General features: G+C 62.7%; 15 protein-coding genes. 10 read left to right on the forward strand and 5 right to left on the reverse strand.

From position 1 onward, the window contains the following. Positions 1 to 92 precede the first annotated feature (92 nt). The 3 genes from dnaE (at position 93) to EJ075_RS26640 (ending at position 5638) form a co-directional block, all read left to right on the forward strand. Positions 93 to 3572, forward strand: a complete 3480-nt coding sequence (gene dnaE, locus EJ075_RS26630) for a DNA polymerase III subunit alpha (RefSeq protein ID WP_206437515.1) — start codon at positions 93 to 95, stop codon at positions 3570 to 3572. 147 nt (positions 3573 to 3719) lie between these two features. Further along, entirely contained in the window at positions 3720 to 4730 is a 1011-nt protein-coding gene (locus tag EJ075_RS26635) for a methyltransferase (RefSeq protein ID WP_126106380.1), read from the forward strand. A 104-nt stretch (positions 4731 to 4834) separates the two neighbouring features. After that, on the forward strand, positions 4835 to 5638 hold the full coding sequence (locus EJ075_RS26640) for a potassium channel family protein (protein ID WP_095485381.1): 804 nt from the start codon (positions 4835 to 4837) through the stop codon (positions 5636 to 5638). 12 nt (positions 5639 to 5650) lie between these two features. Here EJ075_RS26640 and EJ075_RS26645 read toward each other — a convergent pair whose 3' ends face one another. Beyond that, positions 5651 to 6532: a DMT family transporter gene (locus EJ075_RS26645; protein ID WP_126106381.1), complete on the reverse strand. Its 882-nt coding sequence runs from the start codon at positions 6530 to 6532 to the stop codon at positions 5651 to 5653. Between the two features lie 188 nt (positions 6533 to 6720). On the opposite strand from EJ075_RS26645, the gene EJ075_RS26650 reads away from it, so the two are divergent. Then, complete coding sequence (locus EJ075_RS26650; RefSeq protein WP_126106382.1) at positions 6721 to 7227, forward strand: hypothetical protein; 507 nt, start codon at positions 6721 to 6723, stop codon at positions 7225 to 7227. 90 nt (positions 7228 to 7317) lie between these two features. Here the strand turns inward: EJ075_RS26650 and EJ075_RS26655 are convergent, their stop codons facing one another. After that, entirely contained in the window at positions 7318 to 8646 is a 1329-nt protein-coding gene (locus EJ075_RS26655) for a DNA polymerase IV (RefSeq protein WP_126106383.1), read from the reverse strand. Between the two features lie 68 nt (positions 8647 to 8714). On the opposite strand from EJ075_RS26655, the gene EJ075_RS26660 reads away from it, so the two are divergent. The 3 genes from EJ075_RS26660 (at position 8715) to EJ075_RS33285 (ending at position 10637) form a co-directional block, all read left to right on the forward strand. Continuing rightward, on the forward strand, positions 8715 to 9290 hold the full coding sequence (locus EJ075_RS26660) for a GNAT family N-acetyltransferase (protein ID WP_126106384.1): 576 nt from the start codon (positions 8715 to 8717) through the stop codon (positions 9288 to 9290). A 148-nt stretch (positions 9291 to 9438) separates the two neighbouring features. Beyond that, positions 9439 to 10149, forward strand: coding sequence for a DUF6065 family protein (locus EJ075_RS26665; protein WP_126106385.1), 711 nt, complete (start codon positions 9439 to 9441; stop codon positions 10147 to 10149). Positions 10150 to 10322: 173 nt separating this feature from the next. Beyond that, a complete protein-coding gene (locus EJ075_RS33285) occupies positions 10323 to 10637 on the forward strand; it encodes a hypothetical protein (RefSeq protein ID WP_164547194.1) in 315 nt (104 codons plus the stop codon). 88 nt (positions 10638 to 10725) lie between these two features. Here the strand turns inward: EJ075_RS33285 and EJ075_RS26675 are convergent, their stop codons facing one another. Then, positions 10726 to 11505 (reverse strand): anti-sigma factor, encoded by a 780-nt coding sequence (locus tag EJ075_RS26675; protein ID WP_126106386.1) that lies wholly within the window; start codon positions 11503 to 11505, stop codon positions 10726 to 10728. Continuing rightward, positions 11502 to 12044, reverse strand: coding sequence for an RNA polymerase sigma factor (locus tag EJ075_RS26680; RefSeq protein WP_095485373.1), 543 nt, complete (start codon positions 12042 to 12044; stop codon positions 11502 to 11504). Before EJ075_RS26680 ends, EJ075_RS26675 begins: the two co-directional genes overlap by 4 nt. A 119-nt stretch (positions 12045 to 12163) precedes the next feature. Here EJ075_RS26680 and EJ075_RS26685 point away from each other — a divergent pair, with 119 nt between their 5' ends. Both EJ075_RS26685 and EJ075_RS26690 read left to right on the forward strand, forming a co-directional pair. Then, positions 12164 to 13609 carry a S8 family serine peptidase gene (locus EJ075_RS26685; protein ID WP_245329857.1) on the forward strand — a complete coding sequence of 482 codons (1446 nt, stop codon included), beginning with the start codon at positions 12164 to 12166 and terminating at the stop codon, positions 13607 to 13609. 101 nt (positions 13610 to 13710) lie between these two features. Then, positions 13711 to 15192 (forward strand): hypothetical protein, encoded by a 1482-nt coding sequence (locus EJ075_RS26690; RefSeq protein ID WP_126106387.1) that lies wholly within the window; start codon positions 13711 to 13713, stop codon positions 15190 to 15192. A 102-nt stretch (positions 15193 to 15294) separates the two neighbouring features. Here EJ075_RS26690 and EJ075_RS26695 read toward each other — a convergent pair whose 3' ends face one another. Next, on the reverse strand, positions 15295 to 15594 hold the full coding sequence (locus tag EJ075_RS26695) for a DUF3572 domain-containing protein (protein ID WP_095485583.1): 300 nt from the start codon (positions 15592 to 15594) through the stop codon (positions 15295 to 15297). A 250-nt stretch (positions 15595 to 15844) separates the two neighbouring features. Between EJ075_RS26695 and EJ075_RS26700 the strand changes: the two genes are divergently transcribed. Continuing rightward, positions 15845 to 16201 carry a response regulator gene (locus EJ075_RS26700; RefSeq protein WP_287247952.1) on the forward strand — a complete coding sequence of 119 codons (357 nt, stop codon included), beginning with the start codon at positions 15845 to 15847 and terminating at the stop codon, positions 16199 to 16201. The last annotated feature ends 33 nt before the right edge of the window (positions 16202 to 16234 follow it).

The raw sequence follows: 16234 nt of genomic DNA on the forward strand, positions 1-16234 counted from the left end.
TACATCTTCATCGACTGAGTCCTTTCAAGCGGCGCTAAAAAACCATGGCGAATGAGACACTTCCACGCGACCCTTTGCGGCGCGAGGCTTTTATGAAGGCGTCGCGGCCGGAAGTGCCGGCGCGGCCGTTCATCCATCTGCGCGTGCATTCGGCCTATTCGCTGCTCGAAGGCGCCTTGCAGCTCAGCACGGTTGTCGGCCATGCGGTCAAGTATGAGGCTCCGGCGATCGCCGTCACCGACACCAATAATCTGTTCGGAGCGCTCGAATTCGCGCAGAAAGCGGTGAAGGAGGGCATCCAGCCGATCATCGGCTGCCAGACCACTCTCGCCTTTTCCGGCGAAGCCAGCGACAGCCAGCGCGACCGCAGGCGGCAAGGCCCGGAGATGCGGCCGGTGGTTTTGATCGCGGCGACCGAGGCCGGCTACAGCAATCTGGTCAGGCTGGTCAGCCGGGTCTATCTCGAAACGCCGCCCGGCGAGGCGGTGCATCTGACGACCGAAATGCTGCAAGGCCATTGCGACGGCCTGATCTGTCTCAGCGGCGGGCCGCGCGGCCCGATCGGCAATGCCTTGAAGGAGGACCGCCGCGACCTCGCCGAGGCGCGGCTTTTGGCGCTCAAGGCGTTGTTCGGCGACCGGCTCTATGTCGAGCTGGACCGGGTTTCCGGCTATGACCGGGCCATCGAGCAATCGTCGGTCGATCTCGCCTATATCAATGACCTGCCGCTGGTCGCCACCAACGAGGCGTTTTTCTCCTCGCGCGACGACTATGAGGCGCATGACGCGCTGATCGCCATCGCCGAAGGCTCGGTCGTCGCCGTCGACAATCGCCGCCGCCTGTCGCCCGACAATTTTCTGAGAAGCCAGGCTGACATGGCGAGGCTGTTCGCCGATCTGCCCGAAGCGATCGACAACACCGTCGAGATCGCGCTGCGCTGCTCTTATTATCCCAAGACCCGCAACCCGATCCTGCCGCGCTTTGCCGGCGGCGATGTCGCTGACGCCGATGCGGCGGTGAAGGCGGAGGCGCAGGAGCTTGCCAGACAGGCGCATGAAGGGCTGGAGGCGCGGATCGCCGCACACGGACTGGCGCCTAGCTACACAGTCGAACAATATCGCGAACGGTTGGAATTCGAGCTCGGCATCATCGAGAAGATGAAGTTCCCCGGCTACTTCCTGATCGTCGCCGACTTCATCAAATGGGCGAAGGCGCAGGGCATTCCGGTCGGGCCGGGCCGCGGTTCGGGCGCCGGCTCGCTGGTCGCGTATTCGACGACCATCACCGACATCGATCCGCTGCGCTTCTCGCTGCTGTTCGAGCGCTTCCTCAATCCCGACCGCGTGTCGATGCCCGACTTCGACATCGACTTCTGCCAGGACCGGCGCGAGGAAGTCATCCGCTACGTCCAGCAGAAATACGGCCGCGACCAGGTCGGCCAGATCATCACCTTCGGCACGCTGCAGGCCCGCGCGGTGCTGCGCGATGTCGGTCGCGTGCTGCAGATGCCCTATGGCCAGGTCGACAAGCTCTCCAAGATGGTGCCGTCGAACCCGGCCAATCCAGTCAAGCTCGCCGACGCCATCGCCAACGAGCCGCGCTTTGCCGAAGAGGCAGAGCGCGAGCCGATCGTGCAGACGCTGCTCGACATGGCGCAGAAGCTGGAAGGGCTCTACCGCCACGCCTCGACGCATGCTGCCGGCATCGTCATCGGCGACCGGCCGCTGTGGGAGCTGGTGCCGATGTACCGCGACCCGCGCTCCGACATGCCGGTCACCCAGTTCAACATGAAGTATGTCGAGCAGGCCGGGCTGGTGAAGTTCGACTTCCTCGGCCTGAAGACGCTGACGGTGCTGGAGACCGCGGTCAAGCTGATCCGCCGCCGCGGCATCGAGATCGATCTCGCCCACATTCCGCTCGACGACCCCGACACCTACGCGATGCTGTCGCGCGGCGAAGTGGTCGGCGTGTTCCAGGTGGAAAGTGCCGGCATGCGCAAGGCGCTGATCGGCATGCGGCCCGACTGTATCGAGGACATCATCGCGCTGGTCGCGCTTTACCGGCCGGGGCCGATGGAGAACATCCCGACCTACAACGCCAGAAAGCATGGCGAGGAGGAGATGGCGTCGATCCACCCGAAGATCGACCACCTGGTGAAGGAGACGCAGGGCGTCATCGTCTACCAGGAACAGGTTATGCAGATCGCGCAGGAGCTCTCCGGCTATTCGCTGGGCGAAGCCGATTTGCTGCGCCGCGCCATGGGCAAGAAGATCCGCGCCGAGATGGACAAGCAGCGCGAGCGCTTCGTCTCGGGCGCGGTCGAGCGCGGCGTCGGCAAGCCGCAAGCCGACTTCATTTTCGACCTGCTGGCAAAGTTCGCCGACTACGGTTTCAACAAATCGCATGCCGCCGCCTACGCGGTCGTCTCCTACCAGACGGCCTATCTGAAGGCGCACTACCCGGTCGAGTTCCTGGCCGCGTCGATGACGCTGGATATGGGCAACACCGACAAGCTCGCCGATTTCCGCCAGGATGCGCTGCGCCTCGGCATAGATGTCGTGGCGCCTTCGGTGATGACGAGCTTCCGCGCCTTCGAAGTCGGCGAGAACCGGATCTTCTATTCGTTGGCCGCGCTCAAGGGCGTCGGCGACGCGGCGGTCGAGCATATCGTCGCCATGCGCGGCGAAAAACCGTTCAAGAACCTCGCCGATTTCTGCGAAAGGGTCGATCCGAAGATCGTCGGCAAGCGGGTCTTCGAAAGCCTGATCATGGCTGGCGCGCTCGACTGCTTCGGCCACGACCGCGCCGCGATGATGGCGGGCGTCGAGCGGATGATGGGGCTGGCGTCGCTGGCGCAGCAGAATGCAATGTCGGGCCAGCACGACATTTTCGGCGCCTCGCTCGGCGCGCAGTCGCAGGCGCTCAACCTGCCGGCGACCGACCCATGGCTTGCCGCCGACCGCCTGCACCGTGAATTTCAGGTGGTCGGCTTCTATCTCTCCGCCCATCCGCTGGATGAATACAAGGCGGCGCTGCAGAAGATGCGGGTGCAGACCTGGGCCGAGTTCTCGGCCGCCGTCAAACGCGGTGCTGCCGCCGGGCGGCTTGCCGGAACCGTCACCACCAAACAAGAGCGCAAGACGCGTACCGGCAACAAGATGGGCGTCGTGCAGTTTTCCGACACGTCGGGCCAGTATGAAGCAGTGCTGTTTTCCGAAGGGCTGGCGCAGTATCGAGACCTGCTCGAGCCCGGCCGTTCGGTGGTGATCACCGTTTCGGCCGAGGACAGGCCCGAAGGCGTCAATCTGCGCATCCAGACCGTGCAGTCGCTGGAGGACGAGGCAAGCCGCATACAGAAGGCCTTGCGCATCTTTGTCAGGAATGACCGACCGGCGTCGGCGATTCAATCGCAGCTTACCCAGCGCGGCGACAGTCAGGTGAGCATTATCGTTATCAAAGACGAGGCGCAGGGCGAGGTCGAGATCGAGCTGCCCAACCGTTACCGTGTCTCGCCGCAGATCGCGTCGGCGATGCGCGCGGTGCCGGGCGTGGTGGAAGTGGAACTGGTGTGACCTAACGGGATTAGCACGGTTCCGTTTATTTCGACCGTATCTCGTCGGTCAGCGCCGGCACGCCCAGTGCCGTCATTGCCCGGTGGTAACGCCGCTGGTATTGTGAGCTCGGCGGCCTGGCTCTTTTGGCGGCCGGGGGAGCGCGTCATGGACGAGCGGACAGCCGCTGCCGAACTCCAGAAGATGGTGAATGGGTTCCAGGTATCTCAGGCGATATGCGTCGCCGCCACGCTAGGCATCGCAGACCATCTCAAGGACGGAAAACGCACCAGCGGCGACCTTGCCGCTTTGACCAATACCCATCCCCAGGCGCTCTACCGGCTGTTGCGCGCCCTTGCGTCGGTCGGCGTGTTCCATGAAGCGGAAGACCGGCTCTTCTCACTGACCCCGGTTGGCAGCGCGTTGCGATCCGATGTTCAGCATTCGGTCGCGCCGTGGGCTATCCTGGCCGGACGGCCCTATTTCCGTCAGGCATGGAGCGATCTGCTGCACAGTGTCAGCACCGGCGAAAACGCCTTTCGCCATGCTCATGGCAAGGGCGTTTGGGAATATCGGGCGGAGCATCCGGAAGAGTCCGTCATCTTCGACCGGGCGATGACGGCCATGTCGCGTGGCGTCGCCGCCGCGGTGATCGCGGCCTATGACTTCCGGCCGTTCTCTGTCGTCATGGATGTCGCGGGCGGGCAGGGCGCGCTGCTTGCCGAAATCCTCTGCCGCAATCCCGGCCAGCGCGGCATTCTTTTCGATCAGCCGCAGGTCGTGGCAAAGGCCGGCCCGGTCTTTGACGCCGCGGGCGTGGCCGATCGTTGCGATATCGTTGCCGGCGATTTCTTCGTCTCGGTGCCCGAGGGCGCCGATGCGATTGTGCTTAAATGGATCTTGCATGACTGGGACGACGACACAAACATCCGCATCCTGAAAACCTGCCGCCGGGCAATGCGCCCAGAAGGCAAACTGCTGGTGCTCGAGAGCATTCTGGCGCCGCCCAACGAAGGCGCCGGCGCAAAATTCGGCGATCTGAACATGCTGGTCATGCCGGGCGGGCAGGAGCGCACGGCGGAAGAATTCAGGGTGCTGCTTGCAGCGTCGGATTTCCGGGTCGCGAATATTGTTGAAGCCGGACCTCGCATCAGCATCATCGAGGCGGAACCGGTCTGAATTGCTTTCCGGGTCTGAAACTCTCCGGATGTTCTCAACCCACGGCGGCTTATCCCTGCTCTGCCCACTGGACGGCTGTTGCAGCGAACGTTATCGCAGTTGCCATGAAGGCGGCAGACAAGGACGGAGCGCGGGAGTTATCAGCCTTGGCGCGGCTGCGCGATACGTTGCGCAAGCTTTATCACGGGCGCACACCTGCGGCTTTCCGGTTTCAACTGGCGGCGATCATCATCGACCTTGCCATCATCGCCTTCTTCATCGCCACACCGGTGATCCAGGAGTCGTCCTCGTTCCTCTGGCTTGATTATTCTGTCGCAGCACTTGTCGCCGCCGACATGATTGCCAGGCTGCTAGCCTCCAATGACATGCTGCGCCTGCTGAAACAGCCGGCGTCGTGGATCGACGCCTTCATCCTGCTGACGTTGCTGATGCCTTCGGCGCTGGCCAATCTGGGTTTCCTGCGCATCCTGCGGTTGTGGTCGCTGTCGCGCAGCGGCGCGCTGTGGCGGTATTTCGAGATGCGCGGCCTCAAAAAATGGCGCGAGGCAAGCCACGCGGTTATCAATCTCCTGACATTCCTGTTTGTCGTCACCGGCTTCGTCTACACCTTCTTCTTCCGCACCGGGGCCGGTCTCGAAGGCTATGTCGACGCGCTTTATTTCACCGTCGCGACGGTGACAACGACCGGTTTCGGCGACATCGTGCTGCCGGGGATAGCCGGCAAGCTCACCGCGATTGTCACCATGATCATCGGCATATCGCTGTTCGTCAGGCTGGCGCAGGCGCTCTTCCGCCCCGCCAAGGTCTTCTTCCCGTGCCCGCAATGCGGCCTTCAGCGGCACGAGCCCGACGCCGTCCACTGCAAGGCCTGCGGGCATCTTCTCAAGATACCCGACGACGGTATTTGAGCTCCGACGGAACTATGATACCGCGATCTCAGCCGGTTTCGTCGCTTTCCGTTGCAGATTGAGCAGATTGCCCATCAGGATCAGCAAGGCGCCGCCGGCAGTGAAAGCGTCGATCTGCTCGTGGTAAAGCAGCCAGCCGATCAGCGCCGACAGCGGCACGCGCAAAAAGTCCATCGGCGAGATGACGGTCGCGTCGGCATAGGCGAGCGCGCGGGCCATGCAGAAATGCGACGACATGCCGGTGAAGGCGATCAGCAGGATCCACGGCCACAGTTCGAGCGGCGGATTGCGCCATTCGTAGAGCGCCGGGACAAGGCCGAGCACCGACTGGATAAGCAGCATCCAGAAGATGATGCGCACGACGCTGTCCGTCCGCGTCAGCGACTTGACCAGAACCACGGATATGCCGAAGCAGACGGCGGCGCCCAGCACGACGACATGTCCCGGATCGACGGAGCCCGCTCCCGGACGCACGATGATCATCACGCCGATCAGCCCCAGCATGATCGCCGCAACCTTGGGCCGGCTTAGCCTTTCACCGAGGAAGCCGACCGCCAGGATGGCCGTCCAGATCGGCGTCGTGAATTCGATGGAGATCAGCACGGCCAGCGGGATCAGCGTCAAGGCGTAAAGCCACGCCGCCTGGCCGATAAAATGGACGACGTTGCGGACGATATTGGCCAAGGGCCGTTTGGTGCGCATTGCCGCAAAACCGCCTGATATCATCACCAGCGGCAGGAGGATGAAAAAGCCGATGACCGAGCGCAGCTCCAACACCTGGAAGACGTTGAGCTCGGCCGTCGTGGCACGGCCGGCGACCGACATCGCCAGAAACGATGCGATCGACAGCGCCATCCAGAATGCGGCCTTGGGTATCGATGGTGAGGGTGCCATGCGCGCTATGTCGCAAGCCGGGACTTTCACTGCAACCGCTAGTCGACGCATTCGGCTGGGCCAGAAGTGACGTGTTGCAAAACAGTCATGTTGAAGGCGGAACCTGCCGAAGTGGCAGGCGTTGATTCGTAGTGTTTACCTGCCTAGCAGGAAGTGCCTTGTTTCCGATCTCAACGAGGAGAGATCCGATGAAATCATTCGCACGATTTGTAATCGCCGGCTGCCTGGCGGCTGCGGCGGGCGCAGCTCACGCCGACGAAGCCGAGTTCCTCCGCTCGTTCCAGGGGAATTTCGCCGGCAAGGGGACCGTCAAGGTAACCACCGATGCGCCGACGGTGAACGTCTCCTGCCGCTTCAATTCCGACGCGACATCGAGCTCATTGTCGCTGGACGGCACCTGCCGCGGTCTTGTCGTGGTGACGCGCGCCATCAGTGCTGATCTGAAGTCCAGCGGGGCGAAGTATAGTGGCACCTATGTCGGATCCCGTACAGGGCCGGCGCAGCTAAGCGGCAGGCGCTCGGGCAATGCCATCAATCTCGGCATCCGTTGGGCGAAGGAGGTCAACGGCGATCGCACCGCGCAAATGACGGTCGAGAAGAACGGCGAGGACGGCATGCGGCTGACCGTTATCGACGTCGACCCGAAAACCGGCGAGCGCGTGATGACCAGCCGGATCGATTTGAGGCGCATCTGAAGGCCGCTCTATCTTCTTGTTTGAGCATGATCTTTTTCGAACCGAAGGTTCAGCGAAGCAAAAACCGGATACCAGTTCTCGGCATCATGCTCAGTCCTCGATCGGGTTGGGGGGATGGGCGCTGCGGCCCTTGCCGAAGGTATAGCCGGTCTCCACCGCCCTGCGGCCGAACTTGTCGCGCAGCGTGTCGATGGCGCCTTCGGCCATGGCGCGCTTGCGCGACTGGATATCGACGAGATCGGGCGGATCGGCCTTTTCGTCATTTGAAAGGTCGCTGACACCGATGCCAAGCAGCCGGTATCTTGTGCCATCCGTTTCCTTGCGCAGCAGCTCGAGCCCGGTCGAAAAAATGCGGTCGGCCAGCCGTGTCGGGTCGCCGAGCTGGCGGTTGCGCGTGCGGGTCTTGAAATCCTGGGTCTTCAGCTTCAGCACGACGGTGCGCCCGGCAATGCCGGATTTCTTCAAGCGCCCGGAGACCTTTTCCGACAGCGCCCTCAGCACCGAAACCAATTCATCCAGGGATGCGATGTCGGTGTCGAAGGTGGTCTCCGCCGAGACGCTTTTCGCATCCTGGTCGGGGTGGACGCGGCGGTCGTCCTCGCCGCGCGAAAGATAGTAGAGCCGGTCGCCCATCACGCCGTAGCGGCGCATCAGGTCGCCGCGCTCCATGCGCTGCAATTGGCCGATCATCCGGATGCCGTCCCGTTCAAGCGTGGCGGCGAAGGCTTTTCCCACACCCCAGATCAGCGTCACCGGCTGTTCGGCCAGAAAGCCTGATGCTTCGGCTTCGCCGATCACCGAAAAGCCGCGCGGCTTGCGAAAATCCGACGCCACCTTGGCCAGGAACTTGCAGTAGGAAAGCCCTGCTGAAACGGTGATGCCGATCTCTTCCTCCACACCGAGCGCGAAGCGTGCCAGCACCACCGCCGGCGGCAAGCCATGCAGGCGCTCGGTGCCGGCAAGGTCCAGAAACGCTTCGTCGATGGAGATCGGTTCGACCAGTGGCGTCAGCGCCTGCATCATGGCGCGCACCTCGCGGCCGACGCGCACATATTTTTCCATGTCCGGCGGGATGACGACCGCTTCCGGGCAGGCTTCGAGCGCCTTGAACATCGGCATCGCCGAGCGCACCCCGTGGATGCGGGCGATGTAACAAGCGGTGGAGACGACGCCGCGCTTGCCGCCGCCGATGATCAACGGCCGGTCTTTCAGCGCAGGGTTGTCGCGCTTTTCGACCGCCGCGTAGAACGCGTCGCAGTCGATATGGGCAAGATGCAGCCGGTAGAGTTCCGGATGGCGAGCAAGCCGCGGGCTGCCGCAGCGATCGCAACGCCGTGCCTCGCTGCGCTGGAAGCTCAGGCAGTCGCGGCAAAAACCGTGATCGGGATTGTTGACAGAAGCCGCCATCGCTGCGAACATAAAGAGAACAAATGCAATGGTACGTCAGGACGGACGCCACGACAAGGCGGTGGGCCGGGAGAGAGCTCATGAATGCGACCATAGCGCCGCTGGTGCCCGAGCTTTGGGCGGATTTCGAAGATCTTTTCGGTAAGCAAGGCGCCTGTTACGGCTGCTGGTGTACACATTTCCGGCTGTCGCCGGCAGCTCGCCGCGCCAGCAACCGGGAGCGCAACAAGGACCACATCAAGGCGCGGATCGAGGCTGGGCCGCCACCTGGCCTGCTGGCGTTCGAGGATGGCAAGGCGGTTGGCTGGATGCAGATCGGCGCGCGCGCCGACGTGCCCGAATGGAACAATAAGGGCAGGGGGTCGGCGCCGGTCGATCCCGCCGATGCCGCGGATCCGGGCGTCTGGGCAATTTCGTGCTTCTTCATCCGCGTTAAAGCGCGCGGCAGGGGCGTCACCCATCGCCTGGTCGAAGGCGGCATCGAGTTTGCCCGTCAAAATGGGGCGCGACTGGTCGAGGCATGTCCGATCGATGTGTCGAAAGATTCGCGTTCGATCGGCCTGTTCGTCGGCTCGTCGCGGGTCTTCGAGAAAGCCGGCTTCGAGAGGCTGGTCGAGCGCAAGGCAGGCCGGCCGCTGATGCGATTGGTGCTTTAGCCAGTGCTGCTGTGCGCGCCGCTGTCGCTGTTCTCGCTCGGCGGCGCCCGAATTATCGTGGCCTGCCTGCAATCAGACGGTTGACGTTCAGCAGGAATAAATCCGCCTGCGGCCCGTTCCTCCTCGGATTTTTCCATGGAGGCTATCGATGTTCCATTTTCCCCAGACCTCTCGCTCGATCCGGTTTCTCTGTCGGCCGGAAGACCATGGCGTCATCGCCCCGCCAGTGGCGGCCAAGACGGTCCTGCCGGACTGGTTCCGCAAATTGCCGGCGGTCGATTCGCAGCATGCGTCGGCCACCAACAACGGTCTGACCGTCAAGCGCTGCATGCCGTTTCTCGATGCGATGACAACCGGCTGGATCCTGCCGCTTGCGGCGACGGTCCGCCTTGAGGTCAAGAATGGCGGCCGCACCGTCGATGCCGGCTGGGAGTTCGACAGGACTATGGTGAGCAATCATGGCGCCCATCAGGTCGCCGGCAACCCGAAGGAGCCGGGCCCGCCGTGCAAGTTTCACAATTACTGGTCGATCCGCACCCCGCCGGGCTGGAGTTCCTTGTTCCTGCCGCCGCTTAACAGGCCGGCTCAGCCTTTCGAATGCGTCGCCGGTATCGTCGATACCGACACTTATGCAGCCGACATCCATTTTCCATTCTTCGCGACTGCGCCCGATGGCCTCTACGTCATTGAAAAGGGCACGCCACTCGTCCAGGTCATACCGGTTCGCCGCGAAGGTGCGGCGCTCAAGGCAGAGATACGGGCGGAGACCGGAGCCGAGGCGACGGAGCGCGAAACGGTCTATCGCAACACGATTGCAAGCGAAGGCTGGTATCGCAAATGGGCCCGCGCGGCCCGCTAACTTTTTCCCGGAGAAGAATGCGAAACGGGGGCCGCTGGGCCCCCGTTTCTTTGTGGGATCGATAGAGCGGCGGACTTTCAAGTCGAAGCGTACCGCCGCTCTATCTCTAGGGCCCGATGCTCTAGCGGGACCGCCAGTGGCGCGGCCCGCGATCCGAACTATTCGAGCTCGAATTGGAGGAGCTGTTCGACGATGAGTTCGAATTTGAGTTGCTCGACGAATTGGAGCTGGAATTCGACGAACTGTTGGACGACGAGTTCGAACTCGAATTGCTCGACGAGTTGGAGCTCGAATTTGACGAACTGTTGCCCGCGACGATGAAGGCACCGTCGCTTTGGCTGGTCATTGCGGCCGGCGGACGCTCGGTTTCCAGGGGCGCCGCGGGATACTCCTTCGCCTGCGCCGCGGTGCTTGCGAGCGCTGCCATTCCTGCGACCAGGGTCGACTTGAGTTTCCAGTGTCTTGTCATGGTAGTTACTCCTCTTTGAGACTGGACCGGCAGTTGCGGTCCGGCGGAGTAACGGGCGATTGCCGGGTTTATTCCATTCAGAGAGAGCCGGCGCGTTGCAGCTTCACTTACGGGTCCTTCTGACGGACCTCGGTCAGCGCTTGAATTTCCTCCTCGGCTGACATCGGAGTGCCTGCTTCGATCGCCGAAAGATAGGCGTCGAGGGCTTCGGCCGACGAGGCCGGGGCATAGCCTCCGGCGTCGCCCGGCGCCACGACCGCGAAGCTGACGCGCCATTCGTCGCCGGAACGGCAGGCGACCGACATCACCGTGGAGCGGTCCTGCGAGTCGACCTCGAATTCGCGACACAAATCCTGCGAATTGTTGCGGAAGGTGGCAATAGCCCGGAACCGGTCGCTGATCCCGGCGAGCTTGATTTCCTTCCCGGATTCGACGGTTTCAAGCGCTTGGCCGAGGGCTGGCCTGATAACGCCGGCAACCCACAGCCCGCCCTGTGCGCGTTCGTTGGTGCCTGCAGCCCAATACCCGGCGAGCGCGCCGACGACGGCCGCGAGAGAGGCGGCAATTGGCAGCAGCCATTGGGATCTGGATGGAGGTCCCGCCATACGCCCGCCGCCGAATGGCAATACCGATGCCGCCTTCTCGCTGGCACGCTTGGCCTCGACCATTTGCTCGACGGCCGCGACAAGCTTTTCGGGAACCGGCTCATCGAGCAGCGGCTTCAGCGCGGCCTGCGCCTGCGCTCTGGTTTCGATGAACATAGCAATCCTGGTAACCAGACGGTCGTCGATCTCCATCGCCTGCTCGATCCTGGCGACAGTCTCCGGATCAAGCTCACCATCGGCGAACCGCATCAGGATCTCGTCCGAAAAAGTCTCTTCGGTCATTTCGTAGCCCCTTTTGTGACCGCAGAACGGGTGGGCGCCGTGGATATTCCAGTAGCCTCCGCCAGATTCTTCCTCGCCCGGGCCAGCCGGCTCATCACCGTCCCGATCGGCACGGCAAGGATTTCGGCGGCTTCCTTGTAGGAAAGCTCTTCGACGCAGACCAGAAGCAGCACGTCGCGCTGGTCGCCGGGGAGCTCGCCGATGGCTTGCGCGACGCCGCTCAGCGCCAGCCGCGCCTCCATCTCGCGCTCACCGGAAACGCCGGCGATGTCATGGCGCTCGTCGATATCGTCCTGCGGGCCGGCGACCTTGCGCTTGCGGATGTCATCGATCCACAGATTTCGGAGAATCTTGAACATCCACGCGTCGAAGCGCGTCCCTTGTTCGAAACGCTGCTCGTTGGCGAGCGCCCGTTCGCAGGCTCGCTGAACCAGATCGTCCGCCATATCGCGGGACCGGCAGAGCGCAATCGCGAAGCGGCGCAGATTCGGGAGAAAAGCGACTAGCTGATCTTGGACGCGGTCGGTTTTTTCCGGCATGTTGCTCCAAGTTCTGGAATAAAGCGGCCCCGCGCCCGTTCCTCGCAACGCTAGCTTATTGCCGGATAGGTCCGCTAGCCTCGCGATGTTGAAAATCGGCAACGGCCGGAAGGGAAACTATGGACGCCACCTCATGGCTGAGACCAAAGGCCCTGCTGCCGTTCTGGGTAGCTGTCGCGTTGCTGGTCGATCCCCAAGCGCCGAGCGGCCAGATGGCGCCCGCAGAGTTCGGACCAAGATCGGCGTTCGCCGATGATGATGGTGGTGGTGATGACGGTGGCGGCGACGATGGTGGCGGTGGTGATGACGGCGGTCGATCCGGCCCGTCGTCTGGTGGGTCGGGAACGGCTCCCCGGCGGTCGACCGGACCTAATCTGTTTCTCTCGCTGACGGATCGGTTTCTTCCGCGGCCGCCAAGACGAGGCGGCGGCAGGCGCGCGCAACGGCCGGCCGTCCCTTTGCCGTCCCGGGCGCCGGACCAGATCGTCGCGACCGGGCTGAGTTCGGCTGAGATCGGTCGGCTTCAGGCAACGGGCTTCACCGTCCTGGACCGCGCCGACATCCAGCTTCTGGGAACGGAGCTGGTCCGGCTGCGCATACCACCCAATACGCCGCTGGAGGCTGCACGCGAGCTTGTCATCGACGCCGGTCCGCAGTCGACAGCAGATTTCGTGCATTACTACCGGCCCGGACAAGAAGCCGAATGTGCCGGACCCCACTGCGCCGCCGCGGGCCTGATCGGCTGGCCGGCCGATATAGGCCTTCCCGCCGGCTGCGGTGGCAATGTCACGATCGGCCTCATCGACACGGCGATCAATCCTGCGCATGCCGCCTTCGCGAAAGGCCGGGTCGAAGTTCTTCGCCTGTCGGACGACGGCTTTCCCGAGTCCGGCCGCCAGCACGGCACCGCCGTCGCGGCCCTGCTCGTCGGCGGCGTCGACAGCCGTGCCCCGGGCCTCCTGCCGCACGCTAGGCTGATCGCGGTCGATGCGTTTCACCGGGGCGATCGCCAGGATGACCGCTCGGACGTCTATGATCTTCTTCGCGCGCTCGATCTTCTTTCCGTGCGCGGCGTGCAGGTGACGAATATGAGCCTGTCGGGTCCTGCGAATGCGCTTCTAGAGCAGTTTGTCCGAAGGCTTGCCGACCGCGGCATGGTGATCGTCGCCGCCGCCGGCAATGGCGGCCCAAAGGCCGGACCTTCCTTTCCAGCGGCCTACGCGGATGTGATCGCGGTGACGGCGGTGGACCGCATGAAACGTCCCTACAGGCGTGCCGGGCGCGGCGAGCATATCGATCTGGCCGCTCCCGGTGTCGAAGTGTGGACGGCCGCTTCGGTCAGCGGCGCCCGGCCAAAGACCGGCACCTCCTTCGCGGCGCCGTTTGTTACCGCCGCAGCGGCGTTGATGAAATCGGCAAACAGCAACGCCACCGCAGCCGACATTCACGACGCACTCGGCAAGTCGGCGGAAGATCTCGGTGCGCCGGGCAAGGACGCCGTCTTCGGCTGGGGCCTGCTCAATGCCCGGGCCGCTTGCGTCGTCACACCGAAGAAGGCGACGTGAAGCTCCTCAATCCAACGCCTGGGAGGGATTGCGCCTCGCCCGTTTCGGCTTACGGTTGCGGTTGGAGTTTTCTACTACAAGAATAGCAACGGAGATTCTGCGTGACCCGTGTTCTGCCGGCCGTCTTCGTTCTCGCGCTTAGCGCGCCCGCTTTCGCCCAGGCCGTCGATGGCGAGGGTGCGAAGCAGCTTTCCGAAAATCTGTCGCGCTACGTCGGTAGCCAGGCGATCGACAAAGGCGTCCTGAAGGTCTCGGTGGAAGGTGATGCATACAAGATCGCCTTCGACTTCAAGGCGCTTGCCGGAATGCTGCCGAAGCAGGATTTGCTGAAGTTCGATTTTGCGCCCTATGTCCTGCTGGCCAAACCGCGCAGCGACGCGACATGGGATATCTCGGGGGATTTCACGACGAGAGCTTCCTTCGAGATCAACGGACCGCAGGGGCCACAGAGCACGCAGTTCTCGGTCGAAGGCGGCAAGTTTGCCGGGGTCTATGATCCCGAGCTGGCAACTTTCGCCAATGCTACGACATTGATGACCGGTATGACCATGATCTCACGGGATGCCGTGCAACACATGGAAATAAGGACCGGCGCGGGTACGGCCTCCATGAACGCAACCAAGGCCGCGAATGGCGGTGTCGATTTCACCATGACACAGACGATGGCCGGCTTTGTTGAAGCGATCGACGTTGACGACCCAAAAAGCGGGCTGAAATTCCCGCTTACGATCAAATCGCCAGAATTGTGGGTGAATGCGACCGGCAAAGGCTTGAGGACAAAGCCGTTTCTCGATCTGCTAGCATTTGCGGTCGCCAATGAAGACGAGGCCAAGCTGAAGGCCAACCAGGCGCAGCTCAAATCCCTTTTGCTCGCCGCGCTGCCGCTGTGGGAGCGGATCGACGGAAACTACGGGTTCAAGGATTTCACTGTCGAGAGCCCGGTGGGACATTTCGGTGCGACGGAGCTGGGCACTAGCTTCGGGTCCGACGGCATCGCCCAGAACGGAGCGATCAACTATTCGATCAAGGCGGCGGGATTGACGATCCCTCAGCATCTTGTCCCCGGCTGGAGCACAGCGCTGTTGCCCACCGACATCGATCTGAATTTCGGCGGCGCCAACATCGATCTCGACAGCATGGCGAAAAAGGCGATCGAAGCCTTTGATCTCAATCAGAATCCTCCGCTGGCGGCCGGCTTCGGCGAAACGCTGACCGCCGATTTCATGGCCAAAGCGCCGAAGATGGTCATCGGCCACAGCACGGTGAAGAACCGCGACGTGGAAATTGCACTGGAAGGCGAGATGACGTTCCCCGGCATGAAGCCCGAGGCAAATGTGACGATCGATATAGCCGGCTACGACAAGATCGTGGAAAGCCTGCAGGCGGCGGCGAAGTCGGAGCCGGAAGCCGCGCAGTATTTCCCGGTAGTGCTGGCGATCAAAGGGTTTGGCAAGACGCTGCCGGACGGCCGGTTGGAATGGATCATTAACACCAAGGCCGACGGTTCGGTGATGGTCAACGGCGCCATGCTGAAGCCGGCCGATCCGGTTGCGAATGATGAAGCAGAAGAAACGACGCCGTAGGCGCTTTCGTGAGCCCCGGCTAAGCGGTTCTGCCGGGGCGCTTGGAAACGCAGTCGTCGGCGGCCAGTTCCTCGATCTGGCGCGCTGTTTCGGGATCGTCGCTCATATGGAATGCTCATGATTGTCGTCGCCAAGCGGCAGCGCCCGCAACGCCTTGCCGACGGAAGCCGGCGGCGTGCCGGTTTCCTCCGCGAACCGCATGAGCGTCGGCTCGTGGGCGAGGATGAACTGCAGCACGCCGGCCAAAAATCCCGGCTCGCTGGCAGCCTGGCGGATGGAATGCGCCTCGATACCGGTGATCGCCAGGAAGCGGGGCAGAAGTTCCGGATCGGCGGCGACAAAGCCCAACGCCTTCACGGCGATGGTTTCCGCTTCCTCGCGCATTGACGCTGCGTTTGCCATCGCTACCTTCTTGCGCGGTGGAATGAGTCTCTTTTTGGCAGTAATCGCAAGCGTCGCCTGCGGCAAGCCATCTACCTCGGCAATGCGGTATTCTAGGCGAAATCCGAAGCTTTTCCGGCAGCCGGTTTCCGTTTCGTCAATTATATTGCCGTAGAGTCGAGCAGGGTTTGATGCGTGCCGGCGAGGGCGCATAGCGGTATCCTTCGAGTGGAAGGCAGGCCGGAACGGGAATTTGATGCCTAAGAAGGTCATGATCGTCGAGGACAATGAGCTCAACATGAAGCTCTTTCGGGACCTCATCGAAGCGAGCGGTTACGAGACGGTACGCACGCGCAACGGCCTGGAAGCGCTGGATCTGGCGCGACTGCACAAGCCGGACCTCATTTTGATGGATATCCAGCTGCCCGAAGTGTCGGGGCTGGAAGTGACCAAATGGCTGAAGGAGGACGACGACCTCCATGTCATACCGGTCATTGCCGTCACTGCATTCGCGATGAAGGGCGATGAGGAGCGCATCCGCCAGGGTGGCTGCGAAGCCTATATTTCCAAACCGATCTCGGTGCCGCGTTTCATCGAAACGATCAAATCCTACCTGGGCGACGCCTGATGCGCCTTTCCAGCCGAGCCGGAGCTTTGTGAG

The organism is Mesorhizobium sp. M6A.T.Cr.TU.016.01.1.1 (assembly GCF_003952585.1).
Classification (GTDB): domain Bacteria; phylum Pseudomonadota; class Alphaproteobacteria; order Rhizobiales; family Rhizobiaceae; genus Mesorhizobium; species Mesorhizobium mediterraneum.